Source organism: Vibrio sp. 11-4(1) (assembly GCF_013048625.1).
Classification (GTDB): Bacteria; Pseudomonadota; Gammaproteobacteria; order Enterobacterales; family Vibrionaceae; genus Vibrio; species Vibrio diabolicus.
In genome coordinates this window covers 188,579-213,507 of record NZ_VHSY01000007.1, presented here as the reverse complement: position 1 = coordinate 213,507, position 24,929 = coordinate 188,579, and the positions used below count along the sequence as shown (strand labels likewise).

The following is a 24,929-nucleotide window of genomic DNA, read 5'->3' as shown; positions in this document are numbered from 1 at the left end:
TGGGTATCGCGTTACTCTTGAGTGGCTTCAACCAGGGTTTCTTCGTCTGGGATCGTCACTTGGAGTTGAATGACACGACGGTTATCGGCAGCGGTGACTTTGAAGTTGTAACCTTCAATTTCAACCAGTTCACCACGAGAAGGTAAGTGACCAAAGGCAGTCATGACCATGCCACCAACGGTATCTACTTCCTCATCGCTGAAGTTAGTTCCAAATGTCTCATTAAACTCTTCGATGGTTGTCAGCGCTCTGACAGCAAACGTATGCTTGCTAAGCTTACGAATGTCTGTCTCTTCGCTTTCATCGAATTCATCTTCGATATCCCCGACGATTTCTTCAAGGATATCTTCAATGGTCACAAGACCAGAAACACCACCGAATTCATCGACAACAATGGCCATATGATAACGTTCTTCACGGAACTCTTTCAGCAGTCGATCAACGCGTTTGCTTTCCGGTACCACAACGGCTGGTCGAATAACTTCTTCGATATCAAATGGATTACTGCCTGAGCCTAAGTATTTAAGTAAGTCCTTCGCAAGAAGAATGCCTTCCACATGGTCTTTATCTTCGCTGATCACAGGGTAGCGAGAGTGTTGAGCATCGGTAATCAAGGCAACCAAGGTATCAAGGTCGTGAGTACGCTCAACCGTAACCATTTGCGAACGCGGGATCATAATGTCACGCACGCGCATTTCGGAGATTTCCATAACACCTTCAAGCATATCGCGGGTGTCATGGTCAATCAGGTCATTGACTTCAGAGTCACGGATAACATCCACAAGCTCTTGGCGATCTTTTGGCTCGCCCTGAAATAATTGACCTAGACGTTCAAAGAAGGACTTTCTACTCGGACCTTCTGCCTTTTCTTTCTTATCTTCGTTAGAAGAGGGAGAATTATCTTCGTTCATTGTTTCTCAATTAAGTAACGCTATCAGAAGTGTGATAGCACACATAGAGAGGCGAACACGAGAATCATTTAGGTGGTTCGCCTTTCCCTGCTGAATAGCCAATGGCTATTCTTTTTCAGCAATGTAAGGGTCTTCATAGCCCATACCTTGCATGATTTCGGTTTCGAGGGACTCCATCTCTTCGGCTTCGTCATCCTCAATATGATCATAACCTAGCAGATGCAAGCTGCCATGTACAACCATATGCGCCCAATGTGCTAACAGAGGCTTGTTCTGTTCAATTGCCTCTTTTTCAACGACTTGGCGGCAAATAATTAAGTCGCCAAGTAAATCTATTTCCATACCCGGAGGGGCTTCAAATGGAAAAGACAACACATTGGTCGGTTTATCTTTACCACGATACTCATGGTTAAGCGTGTGACTTTCTTGTTCATCCACAATGCGAATGGTGACTTCGGCTTGTGGCTGGAATAGAGGAATCGTCTTATCTAGCCACAATTGGAAATCTTGCTGCGAAGGCAGCCCTTCTTCATTTTCGACTGCCAGTTGCAGATCAAGTTCAATCGCCATGATTATTCCTTAGTGGAAGCAACTTGTGCATTCAGTTCGGCTTTTGCTGCTTCTAGTAACTTCGCATCGCGTTCTTCACGACGACGCTTCTCGAACTCTTTACGCTCTTTCTGGTCTTGTGCTTCCCACTTCTCATACGCGTTAACGATACGAGCAACCACTGGGTGACGTACAACGTCGTCTGCTAAAAAGAAGTTAAAGCTGATGTCGTCGACTTCGCTTAATACTTCAATAGCATGACGAAGACCTGATTTTGCACCACGAGGTAAGTCGATTTGCGTGACGTCACCAGTGATAACTGCGCGAGAGTTAAAACCAATACGCGTTAGGAACATCTTCATCTGCTCAACCGTGGTGTTCTGACTCTCATCAAGAATGATGAAAGCGTCGTTTAGAGTACGACCACGCATGTAAGCAAGAGGGGCTACCTCAATCACGTTACGTTCAATCAGCTTCTCTACACGCTCAAAGCCCAACATTTCAAATAGGGCATCGTATAGCGGACGTAGGTATGGGTCGACTTTCTGGCTTAAGTCACCAGGTAGGAAGCCCAGTTTCTCACCGGCTTCAACCGCAGGGCGCGTCAATAGAATACGACGGATCTCTTGGCGCTCTAGTGCATCAACTGCTGCTGCAACAGCAAGATAAGTTTTACCTGTACCAGCTGGGCCAATACCAAAAGAAATATCATGCGTGACCATATTAACCAAGTACTGTGCTTGGTTTGGCGTACGTGGTTTGATCACACCTTTCTTGGTTTTGACGAAGACTTCTTTACCATGCTCGATATTAGACTCAGTATTCTGCTCAAGAACACCAGACTCTTTAATTGCTAGATGGATCTGTTCAGGCTCAATGTCTGGGATCTCACCTCGTACAGGCGCGGTATCAACATACAGAGTTTTCAGGATATCCAGCGCAGCTGATGCGGTATGAGGTTTACCGACAATTGTAAAATGGTCACTACGGTGGTTAATTTCAACGCCTAGACGACGTTCTAAATGCTTGATGTTGTCATCGAATGGACCGCACAGGCTAGCAAGTCGGCGGTTGTCGGAAGGTTCTAGGTTAATTTCTAGAGTTACGATTTTATTACTCAATGTTGCCTCTCATTTTTTGCCACTTAGTGAGAGCCTGATAACGACCAGGCTCTCCATGGCTATTTATACGAGCTTACGGCGTAAAAGTAGCTACACCCAGCTCATCTTCGCGACGTGTTTTCGCCATCATCTGCGTTGGGGAAATCACACTACGAAGATCCATGTCTTTTTCAGTACGTACTAGCTCACCACGCAGTGAGTTCGCAAATACGTCTACGATCTTCACATCAACGAACTGACCAATTAGGTCTGCACTACCTTCAAAGTTTACTACACGGTTGTTTTCTGTACGAGCGCGTAGTTCCATTAGGTTTTTCTTCGAAGGACCTTCAACTAGAACACGTTGTTCTGTGCCAAGCATTAAGCGAGAGTAACGCATCGCTTGAGCATTGATAGTTTGCTGTAGTTCGTAAAGGCGCTCTTTCTTCACTTGTTCTGATACATCACAAGGGTAATCCGCTGCTGGCGTACCTGGACGTGGAGAGAAGATGAAGCTGAAGCTCATGTCAAAGTCTACATCTTTGATTAGCTTCATTGTGTCTTGGAAGTCTTTGTCTGTCTCACCAGGGAAACCAACAATAAAGTCTGAACTGATTTGAATATCAGGACGAGCTTTACGCAGTTTACGGATGATCGACTTGTACTCGATAGCGGTGTGAGGGCGTTTCATCATAGTTAGGATACGGTCACTACCACTTTGCACAGGTAAGTGTAGGAAGCTCACAAGCTCAGGCGTATCTTCGTAAACCGAGATGATGTCGTCAGTGAATTCTAGCGGGTGGCTCGTTGTGAAACGAATACGGTCGATACCATCGATAGACGCAACCAAACGAAGCAGTTCTGCAAATGAACAGATTTCACCGTCGTGTGTTGGACCGCGGTACGCGTTTACGTTTTGACCCAGTAGGTTTACTTCACGTACGCCTTGTTCAGCAAGCTGTGCGATTTCGAACAGCACATCATCCATTGGACGGCTTACTTCTTCACCACGAGTGTACGGTACGACACAGTAAGTACAGTACTTCGAGCAGCCTTCCATAATAGAAACGAATGCTGTCGCGCCTTCCGCACGAGGCTCTGGTAGGCGGTCGAACTTTTCGATCTCTGGGAACGAAATGTCCATAACTGGTGCGTCATCCGACTGAGATTGTTTGATCATCTCAGGTAGGCGGTGCAGAGTTTGTGGGCCAAAAATAACGTCGACGTATGGTGCACGTTCACGAATATGGTCACCTTCTTGCGTTGCTACACAACCACCTACACCGATAACTACGCCAGGTTTTTTATCTTTTAGTGTTTTCCAGCGACCAAGCTGGTGGAAAACTTTCTCTTGCGCTTTTTCACGGATCGAACAGGTGTTAAGTAGAAGTACGTCTGCTTCCTCTGGCTCTTCCGTCAGCTCGTAGCCGTTTGCAGCATTAAGCAGGTCGGCCATTTTTGATGAATCGTATTCGTTCATCTGGCAGCCCCAGGTTTTAATTAGCAGTTTCTTACTCATCTCACTTTCGCTCGTTCAGTTGTACTTAAATTGGAGAGCTATTGCTCAAATTATAGCCGCCATCACGGCGGTAAGCGGCGTATTGTACTGCTTTAAAAAGCACCTGACTAGTGATCTGGCTAATTCTCTGCAAAGCCTGATGAAATCTAGTTTTTCGCCCTATGCAGAACAAGGTTTTTTGTTAAACAATTTTGTAAAAATAGCCATGGAAAGTACAATAAAAAACGCCAATTAATCAGCACGATAAAGAGTAAAAAATGAACAAGTATGACATCGCCGTGATCGGTGGCGGTATGGTTGGGGCAGCCGTCGCTGTTGGATTTGCCAAGCAGGGCAGAAGCGTTGTCTTGGTTGAAGGTGCAAAACCCAAAGCTTTTGATGCCGCTCAGGCGATGGATATTCGCGTATCTGCGATTTCGCACCAGTCGGTGGAGTTACTTGATTCACTCGGAGCATGGTCAGAAATTAAAAGTATGCGAGTTTGCCCTTATCGGCGTTTAGAGACTTGGGAGCACCCGGAGTGCCGTACTCGTTTTCACTCTGATGAACTGTCATTGGAGCAGCTAGGTTACATCGTTGAAAACCGCCTAATCCAATTAGGTCTTTGGCAAGTCTTCTCTCAGTATGACAATCTAACCGTGATGTGTCCCGAGCGATTAAAAGACATTGAGTTTGCAGATGTAAACCTTGTGACACTAGAAAGTGGGGTGCAGTTTGAAGCTAACTGGGTAATTGGTGCTGATGGTGCAAACTCTAAAGTTCGTCAATTGGCTGGAATTGGAGTGACTGCGTGGGATTACCGACAACACTGCATGTTGATTAACGTGAAAACAGAATTGCCACAGCAAGATATCACTTGGCAACAATTTACTCCTTCAGGCCCGCGTTCATTTTTACCTTTGTGCTCTTTGACTAATGAAGACGGTCAAGAAGTAGGCCAAGGTTCGTTGGTTTGGTATGACTCGCCAAAACGCATTAAACAACTGTGTGCGATGGGTAAACCTCAACTAAGGGAAGAAATCTTACGTCATTTCCCTGTTGAATTGGGCGATATTGAAGTTTTACAGTTTGGCTCATTCCCACTCACTCGTCGTCATGCGCAAAGCTACTCAAGCAAAAATTGCGTGTTAGTGGGTGACTCTGCCCATACGATTAACCCGCTTGCAGGGCAAGGGGTAAACTTAGGCTTCAAAGATGTAGACGTTCTCCTTTCGGTAACAGAACACCAAGAAAAGCTGGAAGATACCTTACTCGCTAAATACGAACGCGCACGTCGACCTGACAACTTACTCATGCAGACGGGCATGGACTTTTTCTATAAAGGTTTTAGCAACGATCTTGGGCCATTGAAGTTTGTACGTAATGCTGCATTGAAGTTTGCTGAAAACTCAGGACCGATCAAGGCTCAAGTACTGAAATACGCGTTAGGTATGTAGTAAGCTACTCAAATCACAGATAGAAAAAAAGCGAGCCATGAGCTCGCTTTTTTAATTCGGCAAATCTAATGATTTCCCGAGTCCAGAACCAAAAAAGAAAAAAACCCAGCAAAGTCATGCTGGGTTTTCCGATAATGGTGCGGAAGGAGAGACTTGAACTCTCACACCTTGCGGCGCCAGAACCTAAATCTGGTGCGTCTACCAATTCCGCCACTTCCGCAACTTAATCTATAGATATCAAGATAATTGGTAAAATCTCAATATCGTTGTATATGGCAGGGCTACCTGGATTCGAACCAGGGAATGGCGGCATCAAAAGCCGCTGCCTTACCGCTTGGCGATAGCCCTACAGCTTAAATAGTCAAAGACTACTTAACCTCTCTTACCGAGAGAAAGAATGGTGCGGAAGGAGAGACTTGAACTCTCACACCTTACGGCGCCAGAACCTAAATCTGGTGCGTCTACCAATTCCGCCACTTCCGCGTATTCTGATAGTGTAGATTAATTTAAGATGGTGCGGAAGGAGAGACTTGAACTCTCACACCTTGCGGCGCCAGAACCTAAATCTGGTGCGTCTACCAATTCCGCCACTTCCGCATCTTAAATCTACGTGACTGATAGCTTATGCTAGCAATCCAATCAATGGTGGCTACGACGGGATTCGAACCTGTGACCCCATCATTATGAGTGATGTGCTCTAACCAGCTGAGCTACGTAGCCATTTTAAACTTTTGATCAAGAATGGTGCGGAAGGAGAGACTTGAACTCTCACACCTTGCGGCGCCAGAACCTAAATCTGGTGCGTCTACCAATTCCGCCACTTCCGCAACTTGATCTGTAGATATCAAGATAATTGGTAAAATCTCAATATCGTTGTATATGGCAGGGCTACCTGGATTCGAACCAGGGAATGGCGGCATCAAAAGCCGCTGCCTTACCGCTTGGCGATAGCCCTACAATGCTCTAATAAAAGAGGCTTTAATAATGGTGCGGAAGGAGAGACTTGAACTCTCACACCTTGCGGCGCCAGAACCTAAATCTGGTGCGTCTACCAATTCCGCCACTTCCGCAACTTATTCTGTAGCTATTAAGGTAATTGGTAAAAACCTAAATAACGTTGTTCATGGTGGCTACGACGGGATTCGAACCTGTGACCCCATCATTATGAGTGATGTGCTCTAACCAGCTGAGCTACGTAGCCATTTTAAACTTTTGATCAAGAATGGTGCGGAAGGAGAGACTTGAACTCTCACACCTTTCGGCGCCAGAACCTAAATCTGGTGCGTCTACCAATTCCGCCACTTCCGCAACTTGATCTGTAGATATCAAGATAATTGGTAAAATCTCAATATCGTTGTATATGGCAGGGCTACCTGGATTCGAACCAGGGAATGGCGGCATCAAAAGCCGCTGCCTTACCGCTTGGCGATAGCCCTACAATGCTCTAATAAAAGAGGCTTTAATAATGGTGCGGAAGGAGAGACTTGAACTCTCACACCTTGCGGCGCCAGAACCTAAATCTGGTGCGTCTACCAATTCCGCCACTTCCGCAACTTGATCTGTAGATATCAAGATAATTGGTAAAATCTCAATATCGTTGTATATGGCAGGGCTACCTGGATTCGAACCAGGGAATGGCGGCATCAAAAGCCGCTGCCTTACCGCTTGGCGATAGCCCTACATTGCTCTAATACAAGAGACTTAAATAATGGTGCGGAAGGAGAGACTTGAACTCTCACACCTTGCGGCGCCAGAACCTAAATCTGGTGCGTCTACCAATTCCGCCACTTCCGCAACTTATTCTATAGATATCAAGATGATTGGTAAAATCTTAATATCATTGTATGTGGCAGGGCTACCTGGATTCGAACCAGGGAATGGCGGCATCAAAAGCCGCTGCCTTACCGCTTGGCGATAGCCCTACATTGCTCTAATACAAGAGACTTAAATAATGGTGCGGAAGGAGAGACTTGAACTCTCACACCTTGCGGCGCCAGAACCTAAATCTGGTGCGTCTACCAATTCCGCCACTTCCGCAACTTATTCTGTAGTTATCAAGGTAATTGATAAAAACCTAAATAACGTTGTTCATGGTGGCTACGACGGGATTCGAACCTGTGACCCCATCATTATGAGTGATGTGCTCTAACCAGCTGAGCTACGTAGCCATCTTTTTGAGCGAGACAATATAAACCTTCACGCTCTAAGTGACAACCCTTTTTCTTAAAGGAATATCACTTTGGAAAAATGGCAGGTCTACCTGGATTCGAACCAGGGAATGGCGGCATCAAAAGCCGCTGCCTTACCGCTTGGCGATAGACCTGCAGGCAGTAGTATTTCTACTACTTAAAACATGGTGCGGTCGGAGAGACTTGAACTCTCACACCTTGCGGCGCCAGAACCTAAATCTGGTGCGTCTACCAATTCCGCCACGACCGCATCTATTCCTAACTATTCTAATAAAAGAATGTTTAGGAATGGTGGCTACGACGGGATTCGAACCTGTGACCCCATCATTATGAGTGATGTGCTCTAACCAGCTGAGCTACGTAGCCAAAACCATATTTTTTGCTCTCAACGCTTTGTTGCCTTGTCGTTGGGAACGGCGCGCATTATGCGAAGTTGAGTGAGATCCGTCAACAGTTTTTTTTAATAAATTTCGGAAAAAACCTCGTTCGCTTCCTTTTTAAACAAAGAGGCGTGTTTATGATCTAAAACTGGAAATAAATTAGCTCGCAGTTAGGTAATTTATTTTTGCTCATTTACTTAAGGTATTAAAAAAGCCAGCTTAGCAGCTGGCTTTTAGTGTAAATGAAGTGTTTAAAATTCATTCATTTAATTAAACATTGAAGCGGAAGTGTACAACATCACCATCTTTTACGATGTAGTCTTTACCTTCTAGACGCCATTTACCTGCGTCTTTTGCGCCATTTTCACCATTGAATTGGATGAAATCGTCGTAACCGACTACTTCTGCACGAATAAAGCCTTTCTCGAAGTCAGTGTGGATCTTACCTGCCGCCTGAGGCGCAGTTGCACCAACAGGGATTGTCCACGCACGTACTTCTTTAACACCTGCCGTGAAGTAGGTGTGTAGAGTTAGTAGCTCGTAACCAGAGCGAATTACACGGTTCAGTCCCGGCTCTTCGATCCCCATATCTGCGAGGAATTCTTCGCGATCTTCATCTTCTAGTTCAGATAGTTCAGATTCGATAGCTGCACATACAGGTACAACGACATTGTTTTCTTTTTCAGCGAACTCACGAACCGCATCTAGATATGGGTTATTTTCGAAACCATCTTCGTTTACGTTTGCAATGTACATAGTTGGCTTCAGTGTAAGGAAGTTTAGGTAGCCGATTGCTGCTAACTCTTCTTTAGATAGCTCAACTGTGCGTGCCATGCCGCCTTCAGTTAGTACTGGTAACAGTTTTTCTAGTACTGTTAGTTCAAATTTTGCGTCTTTATCGCCGCCTTTTGCCTTCTTCGCGTTACGTTGAATCGCTCGCTCACAAGAATCAAGGTCAGCCATTGCAAGTTCAAGGTTGATCACTTCGATATCTTCGATAGGTGAAACTTTACCTGAAACATGAACAATGTTTTCGTTTTCAAAACAACGTACAACGTGGCCAATCGCGTCTGTTTCACGGATGTTAGCTAGGAATTTGTTACCTAAACCTTCACCACGTGATGCACCAGCAACAAGACCAGCGATGTCCACGAACTCCATCGTCGTTGGAAGAACTCTCTGTGGGTTAACGATCTTAGCTAGTGCGTCTAGACGTAGATCTGGCACAGGAACCACACCAGTGTTTGGTTCAATGGTACAGAACGGGAAGTTTGCTGCTTCGATACCCGCTTTAGTTAGTGCGTTGAACAGAGTTGATTTACCTACGTTGGGTAGACCAACGATGCCACATTTAAAACCCATGATAGTAACCTTATTCAGCTTTGAACGTGTGGAGGCGATTTTGTGCTTTAGATAGGCCATCCTTAATCAGGATATCTAGACAACGAACAGCCTCATCAGCTGCTGCATCTAAAAGCTCTTGCTCTTTAGCTGGCGCTTTACCTAATACAAAACCCGCCACTTTATCTTTGTGTCCCGGATGACCAATGCCAATACGAAGACGATAAAAATCTTTGTTATTGCCCAGTTTGCTAATGGTGTCACGCAGACCGTTATGTCCACCGTGACCACCACCTTTTTTAAACTTAGCGACACCTGGCGGTAAGTCTAGCTCGTCATGAGCGACCATGATCTCTTCAGGTTTAATTTGATAAAATTTCGCAAGCGCTGCGATCGATTTACCTGATAGATTCATGAAGGTGGTTGGGATAAGCAAACGGAGATCCTGGCCATTGACCATAATGCGTCCTGTTAGACCAAAAAACTTTGGTTCGTTCTTCATTGTAACGTTGTGAACGCGTGCTAACTCTTCTACAACCCAAGCGCCCGCATTGTGACGAGTTCTGGCGTATTCTGGTCCTGGATTAGCAAGACCAACAAGAAGTTTGATTTGTTGACTCAAGGTTAGGATCTCTCTGGAATCTCAAAAAGCGCAGTATGATAGCACAGAATTCTCGCAGTGGGCGACCAAGGGATTTTCTGGTTATCAGTACAAATAAAAAAACACCCCAAAGAGGGGTGCTTTTGAAATCAGTGTAACTGAAATGTTCGGATTAGTTGAACATTGCAGAGATTGACTCTTCGTTGCTGATACGACGAATCGCTTCAGCTAGCATGCGAGATAGGCTTAGTGTTGTCACTTTGCCTGTTGCAGCCATCTCTTTAGATAGAGAGATAGAGTCAGTTACGATAACTTGGTCAAGAACTGAGTTCTTGATGTTGTCCGCAGCGTTGCCTGAGAATACAGCGTGAGTAGCGTAAGCGAATACACGCTTAGCACCGCGCTCTTTTAGTGCTTCAGCTGCTTTACATAGTGTGCCACCTGTGTCGATCATGTCATCAACGATCACACAGTCACGACCTTCAACATCACCGATTAGGTTCATTACTTCAGAAACGTTTGCACGTGGACGACGCTTATCTACGATTGCGATGTCGATGTCGCCTAGTGCTTTTGCTGTTGCGCGAGCACGAACAACGCCACCTAGGTCAGGAGATACCACAACAGGGTTATCTAGACCGCGAGCCTGCATATCTTCAAGTAGCACAGGCGTGCCGAAGATGTTGTCTACAGGTACATCGAAGAAGCCTTGAATTTGCTCTGCGTGTAGGTCGATAGTTAGAACGCGGTCAACACCAACGTTAGATAGGAAATCAGCAACAACTTTTGCAGTAATTGGCACACGCGCAGAACGTACACGACGGTCTTGGCGAGCGTAGCCGAAGTAAGGGATAACTGCAGTGATACGGCCTGCTGAAGCACGGCGCATTGCATCAATCATAACAACCAATTCCATTAGGTTGTCGTTAGTCGGTGCACAAGTGGATTGAATGATGAAAACATCGCTACCACGAACATTCTCATTGATTTGAACTGCAACTTCGCCATCAGAAAAGCGAGAAACAGATGCATCACCAAGAGAGATGTAAAGACGATCAGCAATACGTTGGGCTAGTTCAGGTGTTGCGTTACCAGCAAATAGCTTCATATCAGGCACGGTGGAAACCTCGGGTTTGCGTCCAGTTTAAATAGGTCGGTGTGAGGCTGATTGGTATTCAGCCAAAGTCTCTTTTAATGGCGAAATATTGCGCCCTTGAGCGACAAATGCCGAGACTTTATCAGAGAGTTGTGCAAGGATAGTTTCTGCTTCAGATTTGCTCGAAAATTCAGCAAAAACGCAAGATCCTGTCCCCGTCAATCTTGACGGCGCGTATTGTAGCAGCCAAGAAAGTTGCTTATCAACCTCTGGGTAGAGCATTCGTACAATTTTTTCGCAATCGTTTACGCTTGGCGTATTTAAAAGTGTTTCTAGATCTCGTTTTGGGGTGTTTCGCGTTAGATCTGGATGACAAAAAACGTCGACGGTTGCGATAGAAACATTCGGTCTGACGACTAAATACCACTTTTCTTCGGGATAAGCGGGGGAGAGTTTCTCGCCAACACCTTCAGCAAAAGCTGCAAATCCGCGCACAAATACGGGCACGTCCGCGCCCAGTTTTAAACCAATTTCAGCCAGTTCGTCGTCAGTTAGATTCAGTTGCCATAAGTAGTTCAGTGCCACTAATGCTGTAGCTGCGTTCGATGAGCCTCCACCAATGCCCCCACCCATAGGCAGCACTTTCTGTAGTTCAATATGCGCGCCAAAAGGGCAGTTCGAGTAAACTTGAAGTGCGGTTGCTGCTTTCCAAATTAAATTGTCTTTAAGAGGCACACCTTCTATATCCGGAGAAATCGCAATATCACCAGAATGGTTTGCTTGAATGGTGAGCTCATCGCCGTGATCGACGAATTGGAATAAGGTTTGTAACTCGTGGTAGCCATTTTCTGTGCGACCGTTGATGTATAGAAAGAGATTCAATTTCGCTGGCGATGGCCAGCGGGTTGAAAGTTCGATCATTGGGTGATGTTCCATTTTGTGATCACTAGATTTATTTTTACGTCAGCAGTGGTGAGTTTCAGCTTATTTGGCAGTGGTAGAGACTGCTCATGCCATTGAACGTCGCCATACCGTTGATAAGCAATACTCCAATCATTTAAACCAATTTGTTTGTTTAACGCTTGCAGTGTATTGGTTGAGGACAGTTGGAATTTGTCGGCATCGGTCGGTAGGCCTAATAGCCAGTCAGGCATGTGTTCAACGGGCATCATTAACCCCGTAAGACGGTAAATTAGCTGGTTTGCACTGCGAGAGGAAAGGACCTGGTCGTCGTAAGTTTCTACTGTGGCACCTTGTGGTGTGATGGTGAGCTTTAATGCCGTTTGACCAAGAATCGTTGTTAAACGTAGTTGACTGAGTGCTGAAGAATGTTTCCAGTAGAAATTTAAATTTTGTCTTTGGTCTGGGCCAATATAACCAAGTTTTCCCGTTGCTTGAAAATCTTGGATGGTCTCGAGTCGTTGCTCATGAGCTTGCCATTCAACGCTGGTAACACTTTCAGGAACGGAGGAACAACCAGCGAGCAGTAAGCTCGACAAGAAAAAAAGAATAAAGGAGCGTAACGTCATGTTTGATGGCTTATTAATCAGTTTCGTCGGGAATCGCTCACAACTATAGCATTGAAAAGTCGCAGTTAGGAAAACAAATCCGGCTTACCCTTTCAATAAATGCGTGCTTACAGTAAAATTCTGGACCTATTTTATAACCTATCCCAGAGATACCACGTTAGATGTCCTTGCTTGCTATTGGAATCAATCACAATACAGCGTCTGTCGACTTGCGAGAGAAGGTGGCGTTTGGTCCGGATAAACTCGGCCCTGCACTCGAGCAACTTAGAGAGCACGAAGCGGTTAACGGCAGTGTGATTGTTTCAACCTGTAACCGAACTGAGTTGTACTGCGATGTTAAGCAAGGAGCGCGAAATAAGTTAATCGATTGGCTTGCTCAGTTTCATCAAGTGAGCCGCGAAGATTTAATGCCGAGTTTGTATGTGCATGAAGAACAAGCCGCAATTAAGCATTTGATGCGCGTATCATGTGGGCTAGATTCTCTGGTGTTGGGTGAGCCTCAAATTTTGGGGCAGGTAAAGCAAGCATTTTCTGACTCGCGAGATCATCAAGCCGTCGATGCTTCAATTGATAAACTGTTTCAAAAGACGTTCTCAGTCGCCAAGCGTGTGAGAACAGAAACAGATATCGGCGGTAATGCTGTGTCCGTAGCTTATGCCGCATGTACATTGGCAAAACATATTTTTGAGTCGTTATCTGATTCAACCGTGCTTTTGGTTGGTGCGGGTGAGACGATTGAACTGGTCGCGAAGCATTTAGCATCCAACGGCTGCACAAAAATGATTGTCGCAAACCGTACCAAAGAGCGCGCGCAAGGCTTAGCGGATCAATTTGGCGCAGAAGTCATCAGTTTAAACGAAATTCCTGAACATTTGGCGAAAGCGGATATCGTGATTAGCTCAACGGCGAGCCCATTGCCTATTATTGGCAAAGGTATGGTCGAAACTGCTCTGAAGCAGCGCCGACATCAACCTATTTTGTTAGTCGATATTGCGGTGCCGCGAGATGTAGAGTCGGAAGTCGGTGAACTGAACGACGCATATTTGTATTCGGTTGATGACTTGCAATCTATCATCGACAGCAACATTGAGCAGCGTAAAGTCGAAGCGATTCAAGCCGAAGCGATTGTTAGTGAAGAAAGCGCTGCGTTTATGACATGGTTGCGTTCACTGCAAGCCGTCGATAGTATTCGCGACTATCGCAAATCAGCCAACGAAATTCGTGAAGAGTTACTGAGCAAAAGTTTGCAATCTTTAGCGGCGGGCGCAGATCCAGAGAAAGTGCTGCGCGAGCTGAGTAATAAACTCACCAACAAACTGATTCACGCTCCAACTCGCGCATTGCAAAGTGCAGCAGAGCAAGGCGAACCAGCAAAATTAACGATTATCCGCCAGACACTCGGCTTGGATGATCTATAACTCACGCTTTTTATTAAGAAAACGACACTATGAAAGCCTCTATTCTGACTAAGCTAGAAACGCTAGTAGAACGTTACGAAGAAGTTCAACATCTTCTTGGTGATCCTGATGTAATTGGAAATCAGGACAAATTCCGTGCTCTATCAAGAGAGTACTCTCAGCTAGAAGAAGTAACCAAGTGCTTCCAAGCTTATCAACAAGCACAAGAAGATCTTGTCGCCGCTGAAGAGATGGCAAACGAAGACGACGAAGAAATGCGTGAAATGGCGCAAGAAGAAATCAAAGAAGCGAAAGCGACGATTGAGCGTCTTACTGATGAGTTACAGATTCTTCTTCTGCCAAAAGATCCGAACGATGATCGTAACTGTTTCCTAGAAATTCGTGCAGGTGCGGGTGGCGACGAAGCGGGTATCTTCGCGGGTGATCTATTTCGTATGTACAGCAAGTACGCAGAAAAGCGTGGCTGGCGCATCGAAGTGATGTCTTCAAACGAAGCTGAACACGGTGGTTACAAAGAGATGATCGCAAAAGTGAGCGGCGACGGTGCGTACGGCGTACTGAAGTTTGAGTCTGGCGGTCACCGTGTACAGCGTGTTCCTGCAACTGAATCCCAAGGCCGTGTACATACTTCTGCATGTACCGTAGCGGTGATGGCGGAAATCCCAGAAGCGGATCTGCCAGAAATCAAAGCGGCAGACCTGAAAATCGATACGTTCCGTGCATCTGGCGCGGGTGGTCAGCACGTTAACACCACGGATTCTGCAATCCGTATTACCCACTTACCAACGGGTACGGTAGTAGAGTGTCAGGACGAGCGTTCACAGCACAAGAACAAAGCGAAAGCGATGGCAGTTCTTGCTGCTCGTATCGTTCAAGCGGAAGAAGAGCGTCGTGCCGCAGAAGTGTCTGATACACGTCGTAACCTTCTAGGTTCTGGTGACCGTAGTGACCGTATTCGTACCTACAACTACCCACAAGGTCGTGTGTCTGATCACCGCATCAACCTGACCATCTACCGTTTGAACGAAGTGATGGAAGGTGACCTGCAGAGCTTGATTGATCCTGTGATTCAAGAGCACCAAGCAGACCAACTTGCGGCGCTCGCAGAGAACGGCTAATCGATGAGCCAAGTTCAATCGATTGAGCAAGCACTGAAAAGTGCGACGGCGAAACTGGCAGAAGGCGGCAAAGAGTCGCCTTCTCTCGATGCAGCTGTACTCCTCTGCCATGTCCTTGGCAAACCACGAACTTATCTACTGACCTGGCCAGAAAAAGCATTAGAAGTGGAGCAAAAATCTCAGTTTGACGCTCTACTTGAACGACGTTTAGCTGGTGAACCCGTCGCTTATATTATTGGTGAGCGAGAGTTTTGGTCTCTACCGTTCAAAGTTTCTCCCTCTACCTTGATCCCAAGACCGGATACAGAACGTTTGGTCGAAATTGCACTCGATAAGACCTATGAGCAAACAGGACCTATTTTAGATCTTGGAACGGGGACGGGGGCAATTGCTATCGCACTCGCATCTGAAATGCCAAAACGTCAAGTGATGGGCGTAGATCTCAAGCAAGAAGCGAAAGCACTTGCAGAGTACAATGCTGAGCAGCTAAACATCAAAAATGTGACATTTGCTCAAGGCAGTTGGTTCGAGCCTATTGCAGAGGGTACGAAGTTTGCTTTAATTGTCTCCAATCCGCCGTATATTGATGAAAAAGATCCACATTTATCCCAAGGTGATGTGCGCTTTGAGCCAAAATCTGCATTAGTTGCTAAAGAGAATGGCTTAGCTGATATTCGTCATATCTCGGATCTTGCTCGTCAGTATCTTGAAGTAGGCGGTTGGCTGGCATTCGAACATGGTTATGATCAGGGTGATGCCGTACGTGAGATAATGCGTGGTTTTGGTTACCAACAAGTTGCCACGGAAAAAGATTATGGCGGTAACGATCGAGTAACACTTGGTTGCCTGGCCAGTTAATCATGGAAGTCAGCAAACACTAACTAAAAAGAGAAGAAAAATGTACGTAGCTCTAAAACACATACACTTAGTGACGATTGCGCTCAGCGCGACACTATTATCGATCCGATTCGTGTTAATGATGATGAACTCACCGAAGCGAAATAATCGCTTTTTGAAAGTGTTTCCCCACATCGTTGATACTGCATTGCTAGTGTCAGGTATCGCGCTTATTTTCATTACTGGTTTCATCCCGTTTACTGATGCCGCACCGTGGTTAACAAACAAAATCACCTGCGTACTGGCGTACATTGCACTCGGTTTCTTCTCGTTGAAGCTTGCGAAAAACAACCTACTGAAGATATTTGGCTTTTTCGGCGCATTAGGTTGGTTGGTCATGGCTGCAAACATTGCTGTGTCTAAGAGCCCTACGTTATTTGGATAAGACGTCATGTTAGAGTTTTTTGACGAAGATTTTGACAATATACCGTTGGTGGAAGGTGCGCTTGAGCTAAACAAAGCGATTAACCCTGAAACCAAAGTACATTGGGCGAAACAAGAGTTAGAGCGTCTTTACAAAGATGCGGAAGCCACGCTTGTTCATGAAACGGATGAAGAGCAGCGATTTGATGCATTCCTACGACTGTTTTTCCATGAGTGGGGATTCAAAGGCGACGAGCAGGAATACTTTATTTCGGACAACAGCTTTATCGATAAAGTGTTGGAGCGCCGAAAAGGTATTCCGGTTAGTTTAGGTTCGATTTTATTATATCTAGGCAAAAAGCTGGGTTTCCCGTTGAAGGGAGTTACTTTCCCTACTCAGTTCCTACTAAAAGTCGATTGGATGCATAAAAAGCCAGACTACATTAACCCATTTAATGGTGAGTATGTGGGGGAAAGAATTCTCCAAGCTTGGCTTATTGGTCAAGAAGGGCCGTTGGCTCAGTTAAAGCCAGAACACTTTGAAGAAGCTGACAATCCAACCATTATTGGTCGCTGGTTAGCGTTGATCAAAAGCGCGATGTTACGTGAAGAGCACTACACGCTGGCGTTGCGTTGTACGAACCTTGCGTTAACCTTTGTGCCAGATGACCCATACGAGATTCGTGACCGTGGTTTTATTTTCCAACAGCTAGAGTGCCCTCAAGTGGCGGTGTCAGATTTTCAGTACTTTATTGACCAATGCCCTGACGATCCGGCTTCTGAGCTACTAAAATCACAAGTTAATGTGATGAGTGAAACGCACGTCACACTTCACTAATTTTATCGATGTGCCGAACTGTGGCGTATCGTGGACAGAAAAAGAGAATCAAAATGGAACAGAAAATCGTTAATATCGGCGACATTCAGGTTGCTAACGACAAGCCATTCACCCTATTTGCAGGTATGAACGTTCTTGAGTCTCGTGATCTTGCGATGCAGATCTGTGAGCACTACGTAAAAGTAACGGAAAAACTTGGCATTCCTTACGTATTTAAGGCGTCGTTTGACAAAGCAAACCGCAGTTCTGTTCATTCATACCGTGGCCCAGGCCTTGAAGAAGGTATGAAAATCTTCCAAGAGCTAAAAGACACATTTGGTGTGAAGATCATCACTGACGTTCACACTGAAGCGCAAGCTCAACCTGTCGCTGACGTGGTAGACGTTATTCAGCTTCCTGCATTCCTAGCTCGTCAAACTGACCTTGTTGAAGCTATGGCCAAAACAGGTGCGGTTATCAACGTGAAGAAACCTCAATTTATGAGCCCTGGTCAAGTGGGTAACATCGTTGAGAAGTTCGCAGAATGCGGTAACGACAAGATCATCCTATGTGAGCGCGGTTCTTGCCACGGCTACGACAACTTAGTGGTTGATATGCTTGGTTTTGGTGTGATGAAAAATGCTTCGAAAGGTAGCCCAATCATCTTTGACGTAACGCACTCACTACAAATGCGTGACCCATCAGGCGCAGCATCTGGCGGCCGTCGTGAGCAGACAGTTGAACTTGCGAAAGCGGGTCTAGCAACAGGCATCGCAGGTCTATTTATCGAGGCGCATCCAAACCCAGACCAAGCACGCTGTGATGGCCCATCTGCACTGCCGCTAGACAAGTTAGAACCGTTCCTAGCGCAAATGAAATCTCTTGATGATCTGATCAAGAGCTTTGCAGATATCGATATCAAGTAAACGCCAGATGACTGGTGATCAAATGCAATAGCCAACCTCGTGTTGGCTATTTTTTTATCAGATGGCGCATCATTCTCAGTTTCTTGCTGTAAAGGCTCTAGGCCGCTGGGAATGTGCATCAGTGACTCCCAATAAGAAAAAAGGTAAATAAATGAAGCAGCGTCTGATTATTAAAACTGCGTTGAGTGCCGCTATTTTGGCCTCGTTAGCTGGGTGTGCTACGCAACCTGCACCAGAATGGAATGCAGATACAACCTATAAATTGACCGTGCTACACACTAACGATCATCACGGTCGTTTTTGGCAAAATCGATACGGTGAGTACGGTATGGCGGCACGTAAAACGTTAATAGATGATTTGCGTGAAGAAATACAAGCAGAGGGGGGCAGTGTGTTACTGCTTTCTGGTGGTGACATCAACACTGGAGTACCTGAGTCTGATTTACAAGATGCCGAGCCAGATTTTAAAGGCATGAGCAAAATTGGTTACGATGCGATGGCGCTAGGTAATCATGAGTTTGATAATCCATTGGATGTGCTTTTCAAGCAGCAAGAGTGGGCAAGTTTTCCGATGTTGTCTGCCAATATTTACGATAAAAATACTGGCAAGCGCCTATTCCAACCGTACGCGATGTTTAACAAACAGGGTATTAAGATTGCAGTAATTGGTCTTACAACCGAAGATACAGCGAAACTTGGCAACCCTGAATTCATTGAACAAATTGACTTCCGTGACCCAAAAGAAGAAGCCAAGAATCTAATTGCTGAGCTGAAAGAAACGGAGTACCCAGACCTTATTTTTGCTGTCACACATATGGGACACTATGAGAATGGCAATAGAGGCATCAATGCACCTGGTGATGTAGCGTTAGCTCGTTATTTGAATGAAGGTGATCTGGATATGATTGTCGGTGGTCACTCACAAGAGCCGGTTTGCATGGAAGGTCCAAACGTCATCAAAAAGAGTTTTAAACCGGATGATGAATGTCAGCCTGATCAACAAAATGGTGCTTATATTGTTCAGGCACATGAGTGGGGGAAATATGTGGGACGCGCCGATTACGAGTTTCGTAATGGTGAACTCTCGATGGTGAGCTACGATCTGATCCCAGTAAACTTGAAAAAGAAAATTAAAGTTGATGGTCAGTCGCAACGAGTTTTGCTCCAAGAAGAGATTGAACAAGACGAAGCGATGCTTGAGTTTCTTCGTCCTTATCAAGAAAAAGGTCAGGGCAAGCTAAACGTGAAGATTGCAGAATCTAACGGTAAGCTTGAGGGTGACCGCAGTGTGGTTCGTTACCAGCAAACAAACTTAGGTCGATTAATTGCAACGGCTCACATGGAACGTGCAAAAGCAGATTTCGCCGTAATGAATTCTGGCGGCGTTCGCGATTCGATTGCAGCAGGTGACATTACCTACAAAGATGTGCTGACTGTGCAGCCATTTGGCAATATGGTCTCTTACGTTGATATGACGGGCAAAGAAGTATTGGATTACCTAAATGTCGTTGCAACTAAGCCTGTCGACTCTGGAGCTTACGCGCAGTTTGCGGGTATTGCGATGAGTATCAATAATGGTGAGGTAACCAATGTGTTCATTGGTAATAAGCAACTTCGCTTAGATGGTAATTACCGCTTTACCGTACCAAGCTATAATGCTGCTGGTGGTGATGGTTACCCTAAAATCGACGATCATCCTGGGTATGTAAATACAGGTTTTACCGATGCTGAGGTTTTGAAGGATTATTTAGAAACACACAGCCCTATTGATGTTAATGAGTATGCCCCTTCAGGTGAAATCACGTATTTAGTTGATACGGCGATTGATCAGTAACCCAACAGAGAAAAAGCGATTGACTCAAACTCGCTGATATCATTAACTAAAAGCGCAGATCCAATTCAATCTGCGCTTTTTGTTTTTATGAGGAGAATCTTGATGACTCCGGCCATTAATCTTGCGAAAAAGAAAAAAATTCCACACACGATTCATCAGTATGAGCACGACCCTAGAGCCGATAGTTATGGCTTGGAGGCTGCTGAAGTACTGGGGCAGGATCCGAAAACAGTATTTAAAACCTTGCTGTTCTGCTTGAACGGCGAGCCCAAGAACCTTGCGGTTGCGATTATCCCTGTTGATCAAAAGCTGAACCTAAAACTCGCAGCGAAAGCAGCGAAGGGCAAAAAGGCCGATATGGCTGATCCGGAAATCGCGCAAAAGACCACAGGTTATGTTGTTGGTGGGATTAGCCCACTGGGGCAGAAAAAAGCCTTACCTACTTTTTTGCACGAAAGCGCAGCAGAGCAAGACACCATCTGTGTGAGTGCAGGTAAACGTGGTTTAGAAATCGAGTTAGCCCCGAAAGATTTGCTTGGATTAACTCGTGGTCAGTTTGCACCTCTTTGTTTGTAAACTCATGACAAATAAAAAGGACGCTCATGAGCGTCCTTTTTTGATCTTGCCTGTCAGAGAAGCGTTACTTACTTCTTCAGACTCAATGTACCACCGGTGCGTTTAGCTGGTTTGCTTGGCTTCGCGGCATTTGGGTTCATGTAATGCTGCTTAGGCTTACTCGGTGATTGAGGCTTGTTTGCTGAGTGCGTATTGCTCGATGCATCTGGTTTACGGTGTGATTTTCCATGCTCGCCTTGCGGTCTGCTACGTTCACCTTGTGGTTTCGCTTTGTAATGTTCTTTAGCTGGACGTCCGCCTTCATCGTCACGCTGACGACGCTTTTGTTGACCTTTTTTCGAGTTTGGAGCATGACGAAAATCGTCTGCGTTATTTCCGCGGTAGGTACGTGGCTTTTGATTTCGTCGAGATACCGAGTCTTGGTTTTCTTCACGGCTGTCATATAACTTCGCGTCGGTCGCTTTACGAATATTGCGGCCTTTTGAGTCAACACGAGATGCCTCTTCTGTACCCACCGAACCATCGCACATAGCAAGAATCTCAGCGACTTCATCGTCAGTTAAGTAACGCCATTTTCCGTTCGGAATACCGTCAAGAGAGATATTCATGATTCGAACACGACGAAGCTTAAAGACTTCGTAACCTAGTGCTTCACACATACGACGGATTTGGCGGTTAAGTCCTTGAGTGAGCACAATACGGAAAGAGAACTTAGTCTCTTTCGTTACCTTACAAGGTAGAGTGACGGTATCGAGAATCTTAACGCCGCTCGACATCTGTTTGAGAAACTCACCTGTAATCGGTTTGTCCACGCGCACAACGTACTCTTTTTCGTGGCTGTTGCCAGCACGGAGGATTTTGTTGACGATATCGCCATCGTTGGTCAAAAAAATCAGACCATCAGAGGGTTTATCCAAGCGGCCGATCGGAAAGATACGTTTTTTGTGACCGATAAAATCAACGATGTTTCCAGGTACATCTCGTTCTGTTGTACAGGTGATGCCTGTTGGTTTATTGAGAGCGATATAAATCGGCTTCTCTTTTGCTGCAACTGGCTTACCATCCACACAAACATCATCACCAGGTAGCACTTTTGTTCCCATTTCAGGCTTGTTTCCATTAATGGTGACACGACCTTGTTCAATCAGTCTGTCTGCCTCACGGCGTGAACAAAAACCTGTTTCACTGATGAATTTATTTAATCGTTTAGCGTTGTCTTGTGACATTTTTGTCTCCTAACGTTTCACAACGGCGAATGAAGTTTCCTTCCCGTGAAAGGGAAGGAAGAATAAGGGCGGGCATTCTAGCATTAGGGTGAAATTTAGCCCAACCGTTTTTGGTGACGTTCGCGAGTTTCTAATTTCTTTTCCGCACTTTTTCTAAGTAGAACGTAAACGGCTCCGGTCCCACCGTGAAAGCGTTGCGCACTATGCACGCACTGAACTTCTCTGATTTGTTGTAGCCAGCTGCTAACAAAGCTTTTCATTAGTGCTGGTGGATTTGAGCGTTCTCCTCGGCCGTGGACAATAACGACCGTTCGTATGTCCATTGATAGGCACTGTTTTAAAAACTTTACGACTTCATCACGAGCTTCTTTCAATGTTTTACGATGCAGATCTAGGCGTGCTTGGATTGGATATTTGCCAAGACGAAGTTTGCGGTAAACCCCGTCTTGTACGCCATCACGTTTAAACTCAACAAAGTCCTCTGGTTTCAGCATTTCTGCGTGATCAAGTGACAGGTATTCTGGGTCATCTTCTGTTAGCCAGATTGCCGCTTCTCTCTTGGCGAGCTGCGCTTCGGTTACTTGGTGTACTTTTTTGTGTTCGGCGGTGTCTTGAGTGATCGGCTTTACATCGCCCATCATCTGTTGGAACAGATCAAAATCGTCATCGTGAGACATAGTAGTAATCTCATTAAGAACAGGGAGGAATAATAGGATTATATCAATGAGTGGTGCATTGAGATCAAATAAAAAACCGGAGTAGGCAAGTAACCGACTCCGGTGCAAAGCGTTTCTAGAGCTAAGCGAGATCTAGTGAGGAGATTTGTCGTTCATGATCTTGTATATGAAGAAACCGCCGTAAAATAACATCAGACCAATTGCCCCAAAGATTACTATCATTGACGATAGACCCACCGCATTACCAAATAGGAGATCAAGCCAAAAGTCCATACGTTTCCTCCAAGATGTTCCCGACAGGCATAAAACTAAATGGCAGTGCCTTGTTGCACACTGATCTGGATCAATTATGTTGCTAAGGTTAATAAACTGTATTTTGTTGTGAGTTATCAGTCACATTTTACGTGCTAGTGTTCAGTTATTCATCAAACGAATTAAGACCTAAGGTTTTTTTGTAAAAAGCACTTGCGTCATAGTTCAGAATCCGTAATATACGCATTCGTTGACGGGGACAAGTCCTCAGTTAAACATCTCGGTGAATAGCGCAGTTTGGTAGCGCATCTGGTTTGGGACCAGAGGGTCGGGGGTTCGAATCCCTCTTCACCGACCATATTGAGAAAAAGGCTCTACAGAAATGTAGAGCCTTTTTCGTATTTGGTGATATTTATTTGGAGCCAGAGGGTCGGGGTCTGGAATGCCAGTCCAATCGAATCCCTACTTCACCGACCACTTTTAGAAAGCCTGCTCAATGAGCAGGCTTTCGTCGTTTTTAGCGCTAGTAATTTTAGACTTCAATAGTATCGAGCCAAATGGGTTCACCTGACGTTAGAATATGGCACTTCACCGACACGTATTGAGAGGAAGGCTCTACAGAGATGTAGGGCCTTTTCATTTTTTAGAGCGAGTAAATTTATTACTTGATGTCACACGAGATAGTGCTGATAGGGGTTTCAGAAGTTGTGAAGCAAACATAAGCGGTCTTTGGATGGTTTGGACCAACTTTGATGTAACCTGCTTTTAGTTCGTCTTCATCAAACGTGACAGAGTGAGATTTGCTCGAGCTTCCATCAAAGTAAACAGCTTCAAAGCCTTGATTCATCATATGTGCGACGCGATTTCGGGTATGGTTAGTGGAAAAAGTGATGTTCGCACAACGCATCATTGGTTTTTCGGTAATAAGAAACTGGCCACTCTCTTTATCTAATAGCCCGCCTTTTGCTTCCGGGGTTATATCAATAGCTTGAAAATTTTCTACGTTACATGACGGTTTAGCATAAGCAAGCGATGAAGTGAGCATCATGCTGCTCACGCATAGGAATAAAGCTTTAAATTTCATATGAGTTATTATGTATCCGCATAGGTTAGAGTCGTTTTAGCAGAGAGAGTAAACCATTGTCAGTGATCGTGTTAGCGTGATGCCTGGCTATTCATCATTGATGACGCCGGCTGTCTTCAGATAAGTTTCTAAATATGGCACCTAGCTTGGCGGGTTTTACCGAGTGGTTTTATGTCAAAGCCCCTTTTTTTAAGCAGCTCAATCAGATTATCTTTACCAACTAAATGCAAACTGCCGACAACAACGGTATAGCGACCCGAACGTTGAGGTAGGACACTGCCAGTATCAATCTTTTTTGCCCAATCTCGATTGCGCTCATATAAGAAAGCCTGATTAAAATCTTCTGTTGCTTGATCGGTTAATGATGCCTCAACCAACATGCTACCATCACCGCTCTTCCAACTTTCTATCAAACACTGAACCAATTCTTCCCCACCGTCATATTCTTCAATTGACGAGAGGAGCATCTCTTTACCACCTTCTGATTGACCTGCTATTAAATCAATTTGGAATTGCACGGACTCCAGTGGAATGACCGGGATTTGTTTTTTATCAGCGAGTCCTATTAAGTGCATGTCGACCCCTTTATCAGAGACATACCCCAGTTTGTTGACTAAAGCGAGTTGGATGGTTAATGCAGCCGTCCATGGTGGAGAATTTAAAAGTTGAGTTTCAGGCAACCCTAAATCTTGTGCTATCTCGACTAAGTGGCGACGTTGAGCCTTGTCTAAAACATCTTTAGAAAGGATGGTTGTTTGTGGGTAAACCAAGCCTTCAGAGTTTCTGACATCAGCTTCGATAATCAATCCAGCGCTTTGGCTTAAGTGCTGAGTAATAGTTTTAGGGAGTGGGTACATCGTTTTATCGCCCACGTGCACAGAGCCAATGATCATCAGCTCGGTTTCCCCTTTTTTTGCTAACCAATGTTGCGGTTCTGCATAAGAGGAAAAGGGAGCAAAGGCAACAAGTAGGGATGATATGAGTGTCAAGAGACGAAACATCGTGTGGTCCTCAGGTAAGATACCTTTAAACTTTATACGTAAAAATGCTTGAGGTTAAGTGCAATTTCTCTAGTGGGGATATTCGACAA

Annotated in this window: 23 protein-coding genes and 21 tRNA genes; 10 read left to right on the top strand and 34 right to left on the bottom strand. The window is 45.2% G+C overall.

What is annotated here, in order from left to right:
• Positions 1-11: 11 nt before the first annotated feature.
• The 4 genes from corC to miaB all read right to left on the bottom strand — a co-directional run bounded on the left by corC (position 12) and on the right by miaB (position 4,079).
• A complete protein-coding gene (gene corC / locus FKN16_RS15935; protein WP_005384118.1) occupies positions 12-911 on the bottom strand; it encodes a CNNM family magnesium/cobalt transport protein CorC in 900 nt (299 codons plus the stop codon).
• A 105-nt stretch (positions 912-1,016) separates the two neighbouring features.
• The gene (gene ybeY, locus FKN16_RS15930) at positions 1,017-1,481 is read right to left on the bottom strand and encodes an rRNA maturation RNase YbeY (protein ID WP_005391311.1); all 465 of its coding nucleotides are present in this window, start codon (positions 1,479-1,481) and stop codon (positions 1,017-1,019) included.
• A gap of 2 nt (positions 1,482-1,483) precedes the next feature.
• On the bottom strand, positions 1,484-2,581 hold the full coding sequence (locus FKN16_RS15925; RefSeq protein ID WP_005373033.1) for a PhoH family protein: 1,098 nt from the start codon (positions 2,579-2,581) through the stop codon (positions 1,484-1,486).
• 73 nt (positions 2,582-2,654) lie between these two features.
• Positions 2,655-4,079 carry a tRNA (N6-isopentenyl adenosine(37)-C2)-methylthiotransferase MiaB gene (gene miaB / locus FKN16_RS15920; RefSeq protein WP_170903077.1) on the bottom strand — a complete coding sequence of 475 codons (1,425 nt, stop codon included), beginning with the start codon at positions 4,077-4,079 and terminating at the stop codon, positions 2,655-2,657.
• Between the two features lie 257 nt (positions 4,080-4,336).
• Here miaB and FKN16_RS15915 point away from each other — a divergent pair, with 257 nt between their 5' ends.
• A complete protein-coding gene (locus FKN16_RS15915) occupies positions 4,337-5,515 on the top strand; it encodes a 2-octaprenyl-3-methyl-6-methoxy-1,4-benzoquinol hydroxylase (RefSeq protein ID WP_170903076.1) in 1,179 nt (392 codons plus the stop codon).
• Positions 5,516-5,650: 135 nt separating this feature from the next.
• Here FKN16_RS15915 and FKN16_RS15910 read toward each other — a convergent pair.
• From FKN16_RS15910 to lolB, 25 genes are all read right to left on the bottom strand, one after another.
• Positions 5,651-5,735: transfer RNA gene (locus FKN16_RS15910), tRNA-Leu, on the bottom strand.
• Between the two features lie 53 nt (positions 5,736-5,788).
• Positions 5,789-5,863, bottom strand: a tRNA-Gln gene (locus FKN16_RS15905).
• 50 nt (positions 5,864-5,913) lie between these two features.
• A tRNA-Leu gene (locus FKN16_RS15900) sits at positions 5,914-5,998 on the bottom strand.
• A 29-nt stretch (positions 5,999-6,027) separates the two neighbouring features.
• Positions 6,028-6,112 (bottom strand) — tRNA-Leu (locus FKN16_RS15895).
• 46 nt (positions 6,113-6,158) lie between these two features.
• Positions 6,159-6,235 (bottom strand) — tRNA-Met (locus FKN16_RS15890).
• A 22-nt stretch (positions 6,236-6,257) separates the two neighbouring features.
• Positions 6,258-6,342: transfer RNA gene (locus tag FKN16_RS15885), tRNA-Leu, on the bottom strand.
• A 53-nt stretch (positions 6,343-6,395) separates the two neighbouring features.
• A tRNA-Gln gene (locus tag FKN16_RS15880) sits at positions 6,396-6,470 on the bottom strand.
• A 30-nt stretch (positions 6,471-6,500) separates the two neighbouring features.
• Positions 6,501-6,585 (bottom strand) — tRNA-Leu (locus FKN16_RS15875).
• Between the two features lie 54 nt (positions 6,586-6,639).
• Positions 6,640-6,716: transfer RNA gene (locus FKN16_RS15870), tRNA-Met, on the bottom strand.
• Positions 6,717-6,738: 22 nt separating this feature from the next.
• A tRNA-Leu gene (locus FKN16_RS15865) sits at positions 6,739-6,823 on the bottom strand.
• A gap of 53 nt (positions 6,824-6,876) precedes the next feature.
• Positions 6,877-6,951 (bottom strand) — tRNA-Gln (locus FKN16_RS15860).
• Between the two features lie 30 nt (positions 6,952-6,981).
• Positions 6,982-7,066, bottom strand: a tRNA-Leu gene (locus FKN16_RS15855).
• A gap of 53 nt (positions 7,067-7,119) precedes the next feature.
• Positions 7,120-7,194: transfer RNA gene (locus tag FKN16_RS15850), tRNA-Gln, on the bottom strand.
• A 30-nt stretch (positions 7,195-7,224) separates the two neighbouring features.
• Positions 7,225-7,309, bottom strand: a tRNA-Leu gene (locus tag FKN16_RS15845).
• A 53-nt stretch (positions 7,310-7,362) separates the two neighbouring features.
• Positions 7,363-7,437 (bottom strand) — tRNA-Gln (locus FKN16_RS15840).
• Between the two features lie 30 nt (positions 7,438-7,467).
• Positions 7,468-7,552, bottom strand: a tRNA-Leu gene (locus FKN16_RS15835).
• 54 nt (positions 7,553-7,606) lie between these two features.
• Positions 7,607-7,683, bottom strand: a tRNA-Met gene (locus tag FKN16_RS15830).
• An 80-nt stretch (positions 7,684-7,763) separates the two neighbouring features.
• Positions 7,764-7,838 (bottom strand) — tRNA-Gln (locus FKN16_RS15825).
• A gap of 31 nt (positions 7,839-7,869) precedes the next feature.
• A tRNA-Leu gene (locus FKN16_RS15820) sits at positions 7,870-7,954 on the bottom strand.
• A 39-nt stretch (positions 7,955-7,993) separates the two neighbouring features.
• Positions 7,994-8,070: transfer RNA gene (locus tag FKN16_RS15815), tRNA-Met, on the bottom strand.
• A 284-nt stretch (positions 8,071-8,354) separates the two neighbouring features.
• On the bottom strand, positions 8,355-9,446 hold the full coding sequence (ychF, locus tag FKN16_RS15810; protein WP_005393178.1) for a redox-regulated ATPase YchF: 1,092 nt from the start codon (positions 9,444-9,446) through the stop codon (positions 8,355-8,357).
• 10 nt (positions 9,447-9,456) lie between these two features.
• A complete protein-coding gene (gene pth / locus FKN16_RS15805) occupies positions 9,457-10,047 on the bottom strand; it encodes an aminoacyl-tRNA hydrolase (RefSeq protein ID WP_170903075.1) in 591 nt (196 codons plus the stop codon).
• Between the two features lie 151 nt (positions 10,048-10,198).
• Positions 10,199-11,143 (bottom strand): ribose-phosphate pyrophosphokinase, encoded by a 945-nt coding sequence (locus tag FKN16_RS15800; protein WP_005393176.1) that lies wholly within the window; start codon positions 11,141-11,143, stop codon positions 10,199-10,201.
• 27 nt (positions 11,144-11,170) lie between these two features.
• A complete protein-coding gene (ispE, locus tag FKN16_RS15795) occupies positions 11,171-12,043 on the bottom strand; it encodes a 4-(cytidine 5'-diphospho)-2-C-methyl-D-erythritol kinase (RefSeq protein ID WP_170903074.1) in 873 nt (290 codons plus the stop codon).
• Complete coding sequence (gene lolB / locus FKN16_RS15790) at positions 12,040-12,651, bottom strand: lipoprotein insertase outer membrane protein LolB (protein WP_164666689.1); 612 nt, start codon at positions 12,649-12,651, stop codon at positions 12,040-12,042. Before lolB ends, ispE begins: the two co-directional genes overlap by 4 nt.
• A gap of 161 nt (positions 12,652-12,812) precedes the next feature.
• Between lolB and hemA the strand changes: the two genes are divergently transcribed.
• The 8 genes from hemA (at position 12,813) to ybaK (ending at position 20,600) form a co-directional block, all read left to right on the top strand.
• On the top strand, positions 12,813-14,069 hold the full coding sequence (hemA, locus tag FKN16_RS15785) for a glutamyl-tRNA reductase (RefSeq protein WP_005384104.1): 1,257 nt from the start codon (positions 12,813-12,815) through the stop codon (positions 14,067-14,069).
• A 29-nt stretch (positions 14,070-14,098) separates the two neighbouring features.
• Positions 14,099-15,187, top strand: coding sequence for a peptide chain release factor 1 (gene prfA, locus FKN16_RS15780; RefSeq protein ID WP_005382222.1), 1,089 nt, complete (start codon positions 14,099-14,101; stop codon positions 15,185-15,187).
• A 3-nt stretch (positions 15,188-15,190) separates the two neighbouring features.
• Positions 15,191-16,045, top strand: coding sequence for a peptide chain release factor N(5)-glutamine methyltransferase (prmC, locus tag FKN16_RS15775; RefSeq protein ID WP_047009558.1), 855 nt, complete (start codon positions 15,191-15,193; stop codon positions 16,043-16,045).
• Positions 16,046-16,085: 40 nt separating this feature from the next.
• Positions 16,086-16,469, top strand: a complete 384-nt coding sequence (locus FKN16_RS15770) for a SirB2 family protein (RefSeq protein ID WP_005382225.1) — start codon at positions 16,086-16,088, stop codon at positions 16,467-16,469.
• Between the two features lie 6 nt (positions 16,470-16,475).
• The gene (locus tag FKN16_RS15765; RefSeq protein ID WP_005384098.1) at positions 16,476-17,285 is read left to right on the top strand and encodes a SirB1 family protein; all 810 of its coding nucleotides are present in this window, start codon (positions 16,476-16,478) and stop codon (positions 17,283-17,285) included.
• 53 nt (positions 17,286-17,338) lie between these two features.
• Positions 17,339-18,190 (top strand): 3-deoxy-8-phosphooctulonate synthase, encoded by an 852-nt coding sequence (kdsA, locus tag FKN16_RS15760; protein ID WP_005384095.1) that lies wholly within the window; start codon positions 17,339-17,341, stop codon positions 18,188-18,190.
• A gap of 151 nt (positions 18,191-18,341) precedes the next feature.
• Entirely contained in the window at positions 18,342-20,024 is a 1,683-nt protein-coding gene (gene ushA, locus FKN16_RS15755) for a bifunctional UDP-sugar hydrolase/5'-nucleotidase UshA (protein WP_170903073.1), read from the top strand.
• A 102-nt stretch (positions 20,025-20,126) separates the two neighbouring features.
• On the top strand, positions 20,127-20,600 hold the full coding sequence (gene ybaK / locus FKN16_RS15750; RefSeq protein ID WP_085342950.1) for a Cys-tRNA(Pro) deacylase: 474 nt from the start codon (positions 20,127-20,129) through the stop codon (positions 20,598-20,600).
• A gap of 68 nt (positions 20,601-20,668) precedes the next feature.
• On the opposite strand, the gene rluF is transcribed toward ybaK, so the two are convergent.
• The 3 genes from rluF to FKN16_RS15735 form a co-directional block, all read right to left on the bottom strand.
• Positions 20,669-21,826: a 23S rRNA pseudouridine(2604) synthase RluF gene (gene rluF / locus FKN16_RS15745; RefSeq protein WP_006743334.1), complete on the bottom strand. Its 1,158-nt coding sequence runs from the start codon at positions 21,824-21,826 to the stop codon at positions 20,669-20,671.
• A gap of 95 nt (positions 21,827-21,921) precedes the next feature.
• Complete coding sequence (gene smrA / locus FKN16_RS15740) at positions 21,922-22,503, bottom strand: DNA endonuclease SmrA (protein ID WP_005393162.1); 582 nt, start codon at positions 22,501-22,503, stop codon at positions 21,922-21,924.
• A 132-nt stretch (positions 22,504-22,635) separates the two neighbouring features.
• Positions 22,636-22,776, bottom strand: a complete 141-nt coding sequence (locus tag FKN16_RS15735) for a DUF3149 domain-containing protein (protein ID WP_005382236.1) — start codon at positions 22,774-22,776, stop codon at positions 22,636-22,638.
• 260 nt (positions 22,777-23,036) lie between these two features.
• On the opposite strand from FKN16_RS15735, the gene FKN16_RS15730 reads away from it, so the two are divergent.
• Positions 23,037-23,113 (top strand) — tRNA-Pro (locus FKN16_RS15730).
• 303 nt (positions 23,114-23,416) lie between these two features.
• Here FKN16_RS15730 and FKN16_RS15725 read toward each other — a convergent pair.
• On the bottom strand, positions 23,417-23,839 hold the full coding sequence (locus tag FKN16_RS15725; protein ID WP_046874287.1) for a hypothetical protein: 423 nt from the start codon (positions 23,837-23,839) through the stop codon (positions 23,417-23,419).
• A 128-nt stretch (positions 23,840-23,967) separates the two neighbouring features.
• Complete coding sequence (locus FKN16_RS15720; RefSeq protein WP_170903072.1) at positions 23,968-24,840, bottom strand: TraB/GumN family protein; 873 nt, start codon at positions 24,838-24,840, stop codon at positions 23,968-23,970.
• Positions 24,841-24,929: the final 89 nt, after the last annotated feature.

What these genes read in the sequence shown, in the direction of transcription:
- corC (WP_005384118.1), bottom strand. Translation starts at nt 911, where the DNA reads ATGAACGAAGATAATTCTCCCTCTTCTAACGAAGATAAGAAAGAAAAG.
- ybeY (WP_005391311.1), bottom strand. Translation starts at nt 1,481, where the DNA reads ATGGCGATTGAACTTGATCTGCAACTGGCAGTCGAAAATGAAGAAGGG.
- miaB (WP_170903077.1), bottom strand. Translation starts at nt 4,079, where the DNA reads ATGAGTAAGAAACTGCTAATTAAAACCTGGGGCTGCCAGATGAACGAA.
- FKN16_RS15915 (WP_170903076.1), top strand. Translation starts at nt 4,337, where the DNA reads ATGAACAAGTATGACATCGCCGTGATCGGTGGCGGTATGGTTGGGGCA.
- ychF (WP_005393178.1), bottom strand. Translation starts at nt 9,446, where the DNA reads ATGGGTTTTAAATGTGGCATCGTTGGTCTACCCAACGTAGGTAAATCA.
- ispE (WP_170903074.1), bottom strand. Translation starts at nt 12,043, where the DNA reads ATGATCGAACTTTCAACCCGCTGGCCATCGCCAGCGAAATTGAATCTC.
- lolB (WP_164666689.1), bottom strand. Translation starts at nt 12,651, where the DNA reads ATGACGTTACGCTCCTTTATTCTTTTTTTCTTGTCGAGCTTACTGCTC.
- hemA (WP_005384104.1), top strand. Translation starts at nt 12,813, where the DNA reads ATGTCCTTGCTTGCTATTGGAATCAATCACAATACAGCGTCTGTCGAC.
- prfA (WP_005382222.1), top strand. Translation starts at nt 14,099, where the DNA reads ATGAAAGCCTCTATTCTGACTAAGCTAGAAACGCTAGTAGAACGTTAC.
- prmC (WP_047009558.1), top strand. Translation starts at nt 15,191, where the DNA reads ATGAGCCAAGTTCAATCGATTGAGCAAGCACTGAAAAGTGCGACGGCG.
- FKN16_RS15770 (WP_005382225.1), top strand. Translation starts at nt 16,086, where the DNA reads ATGTACGTAGCTCTAAAACACATACACTTAGTGACGATTGCGCTCAGC.
- FKN16_RS15765 (WP_005384098.1), top strand. Translation starts at nt 16,476, where the DNA reads ATGTTAGAGTTTTTTGACGAAGATTTTGACAATATACCGTTGGTGGAA.
- kdsA (WP_005384095.1), top strand. Translation starts at nt 17,339, where the DNA reads ATGGAACAGAAAATCGTTAATATCGGCGACATTCAGGTTGCTAACGAC.
- ushA (WP_170903073.1), top strand. Translation starts at nt 18,342, where the DNA reads ATGAAGCAGCGTCTGATTATTAAAACTGCGTTGAGTGCCGCTATTTTG.
- ybaK (WP_085342950.1), top strand. Translation starts at nt 20,127, where the DNA reads ATGACTCCGGCCATTAATCTTGCGAAAAAGAAAAAAATTCCACACACG.
- rluF (WP_006743334.1), bottom strand. Translation starts at nt 21,826, where the DNA reads ATGTCACAAGACAACGCTAAACGATTAAATAAATTCATCAGTGAAACA.
- smrA (WP_005393162.1), bottom strand. Translation starts at nt 22,503, where the DNA reads ATGTCTCACGATGACGATTTTGATCTGTTCCAACAGATGATGGGCGAT.
- FKN16_RS15735 (WP_005382236.1), bottom strand. Translation starts at nt 22,776, where the DNA reads ATGGACTTTTGGCTTGATCTCCTATTTGGTAATGCGGTGGGTCTATCG.
- FKN16_RS15725 (WP_046874287.1), bottom strand. Translation starts at nt 23,839, where the DNA reads ATGAAATTTAAAGCTTTATTCCTATGCGTGAGCAGCATGATGCTCACT.
- FKN16_RS15720 (WP_170903072.1), bottom strand. Translation starts at nt 24,840, where the DNA reads ATGTTTCGTCTCTTGACACTCATATCATCCCTACTTGTTGCCTTTGCT.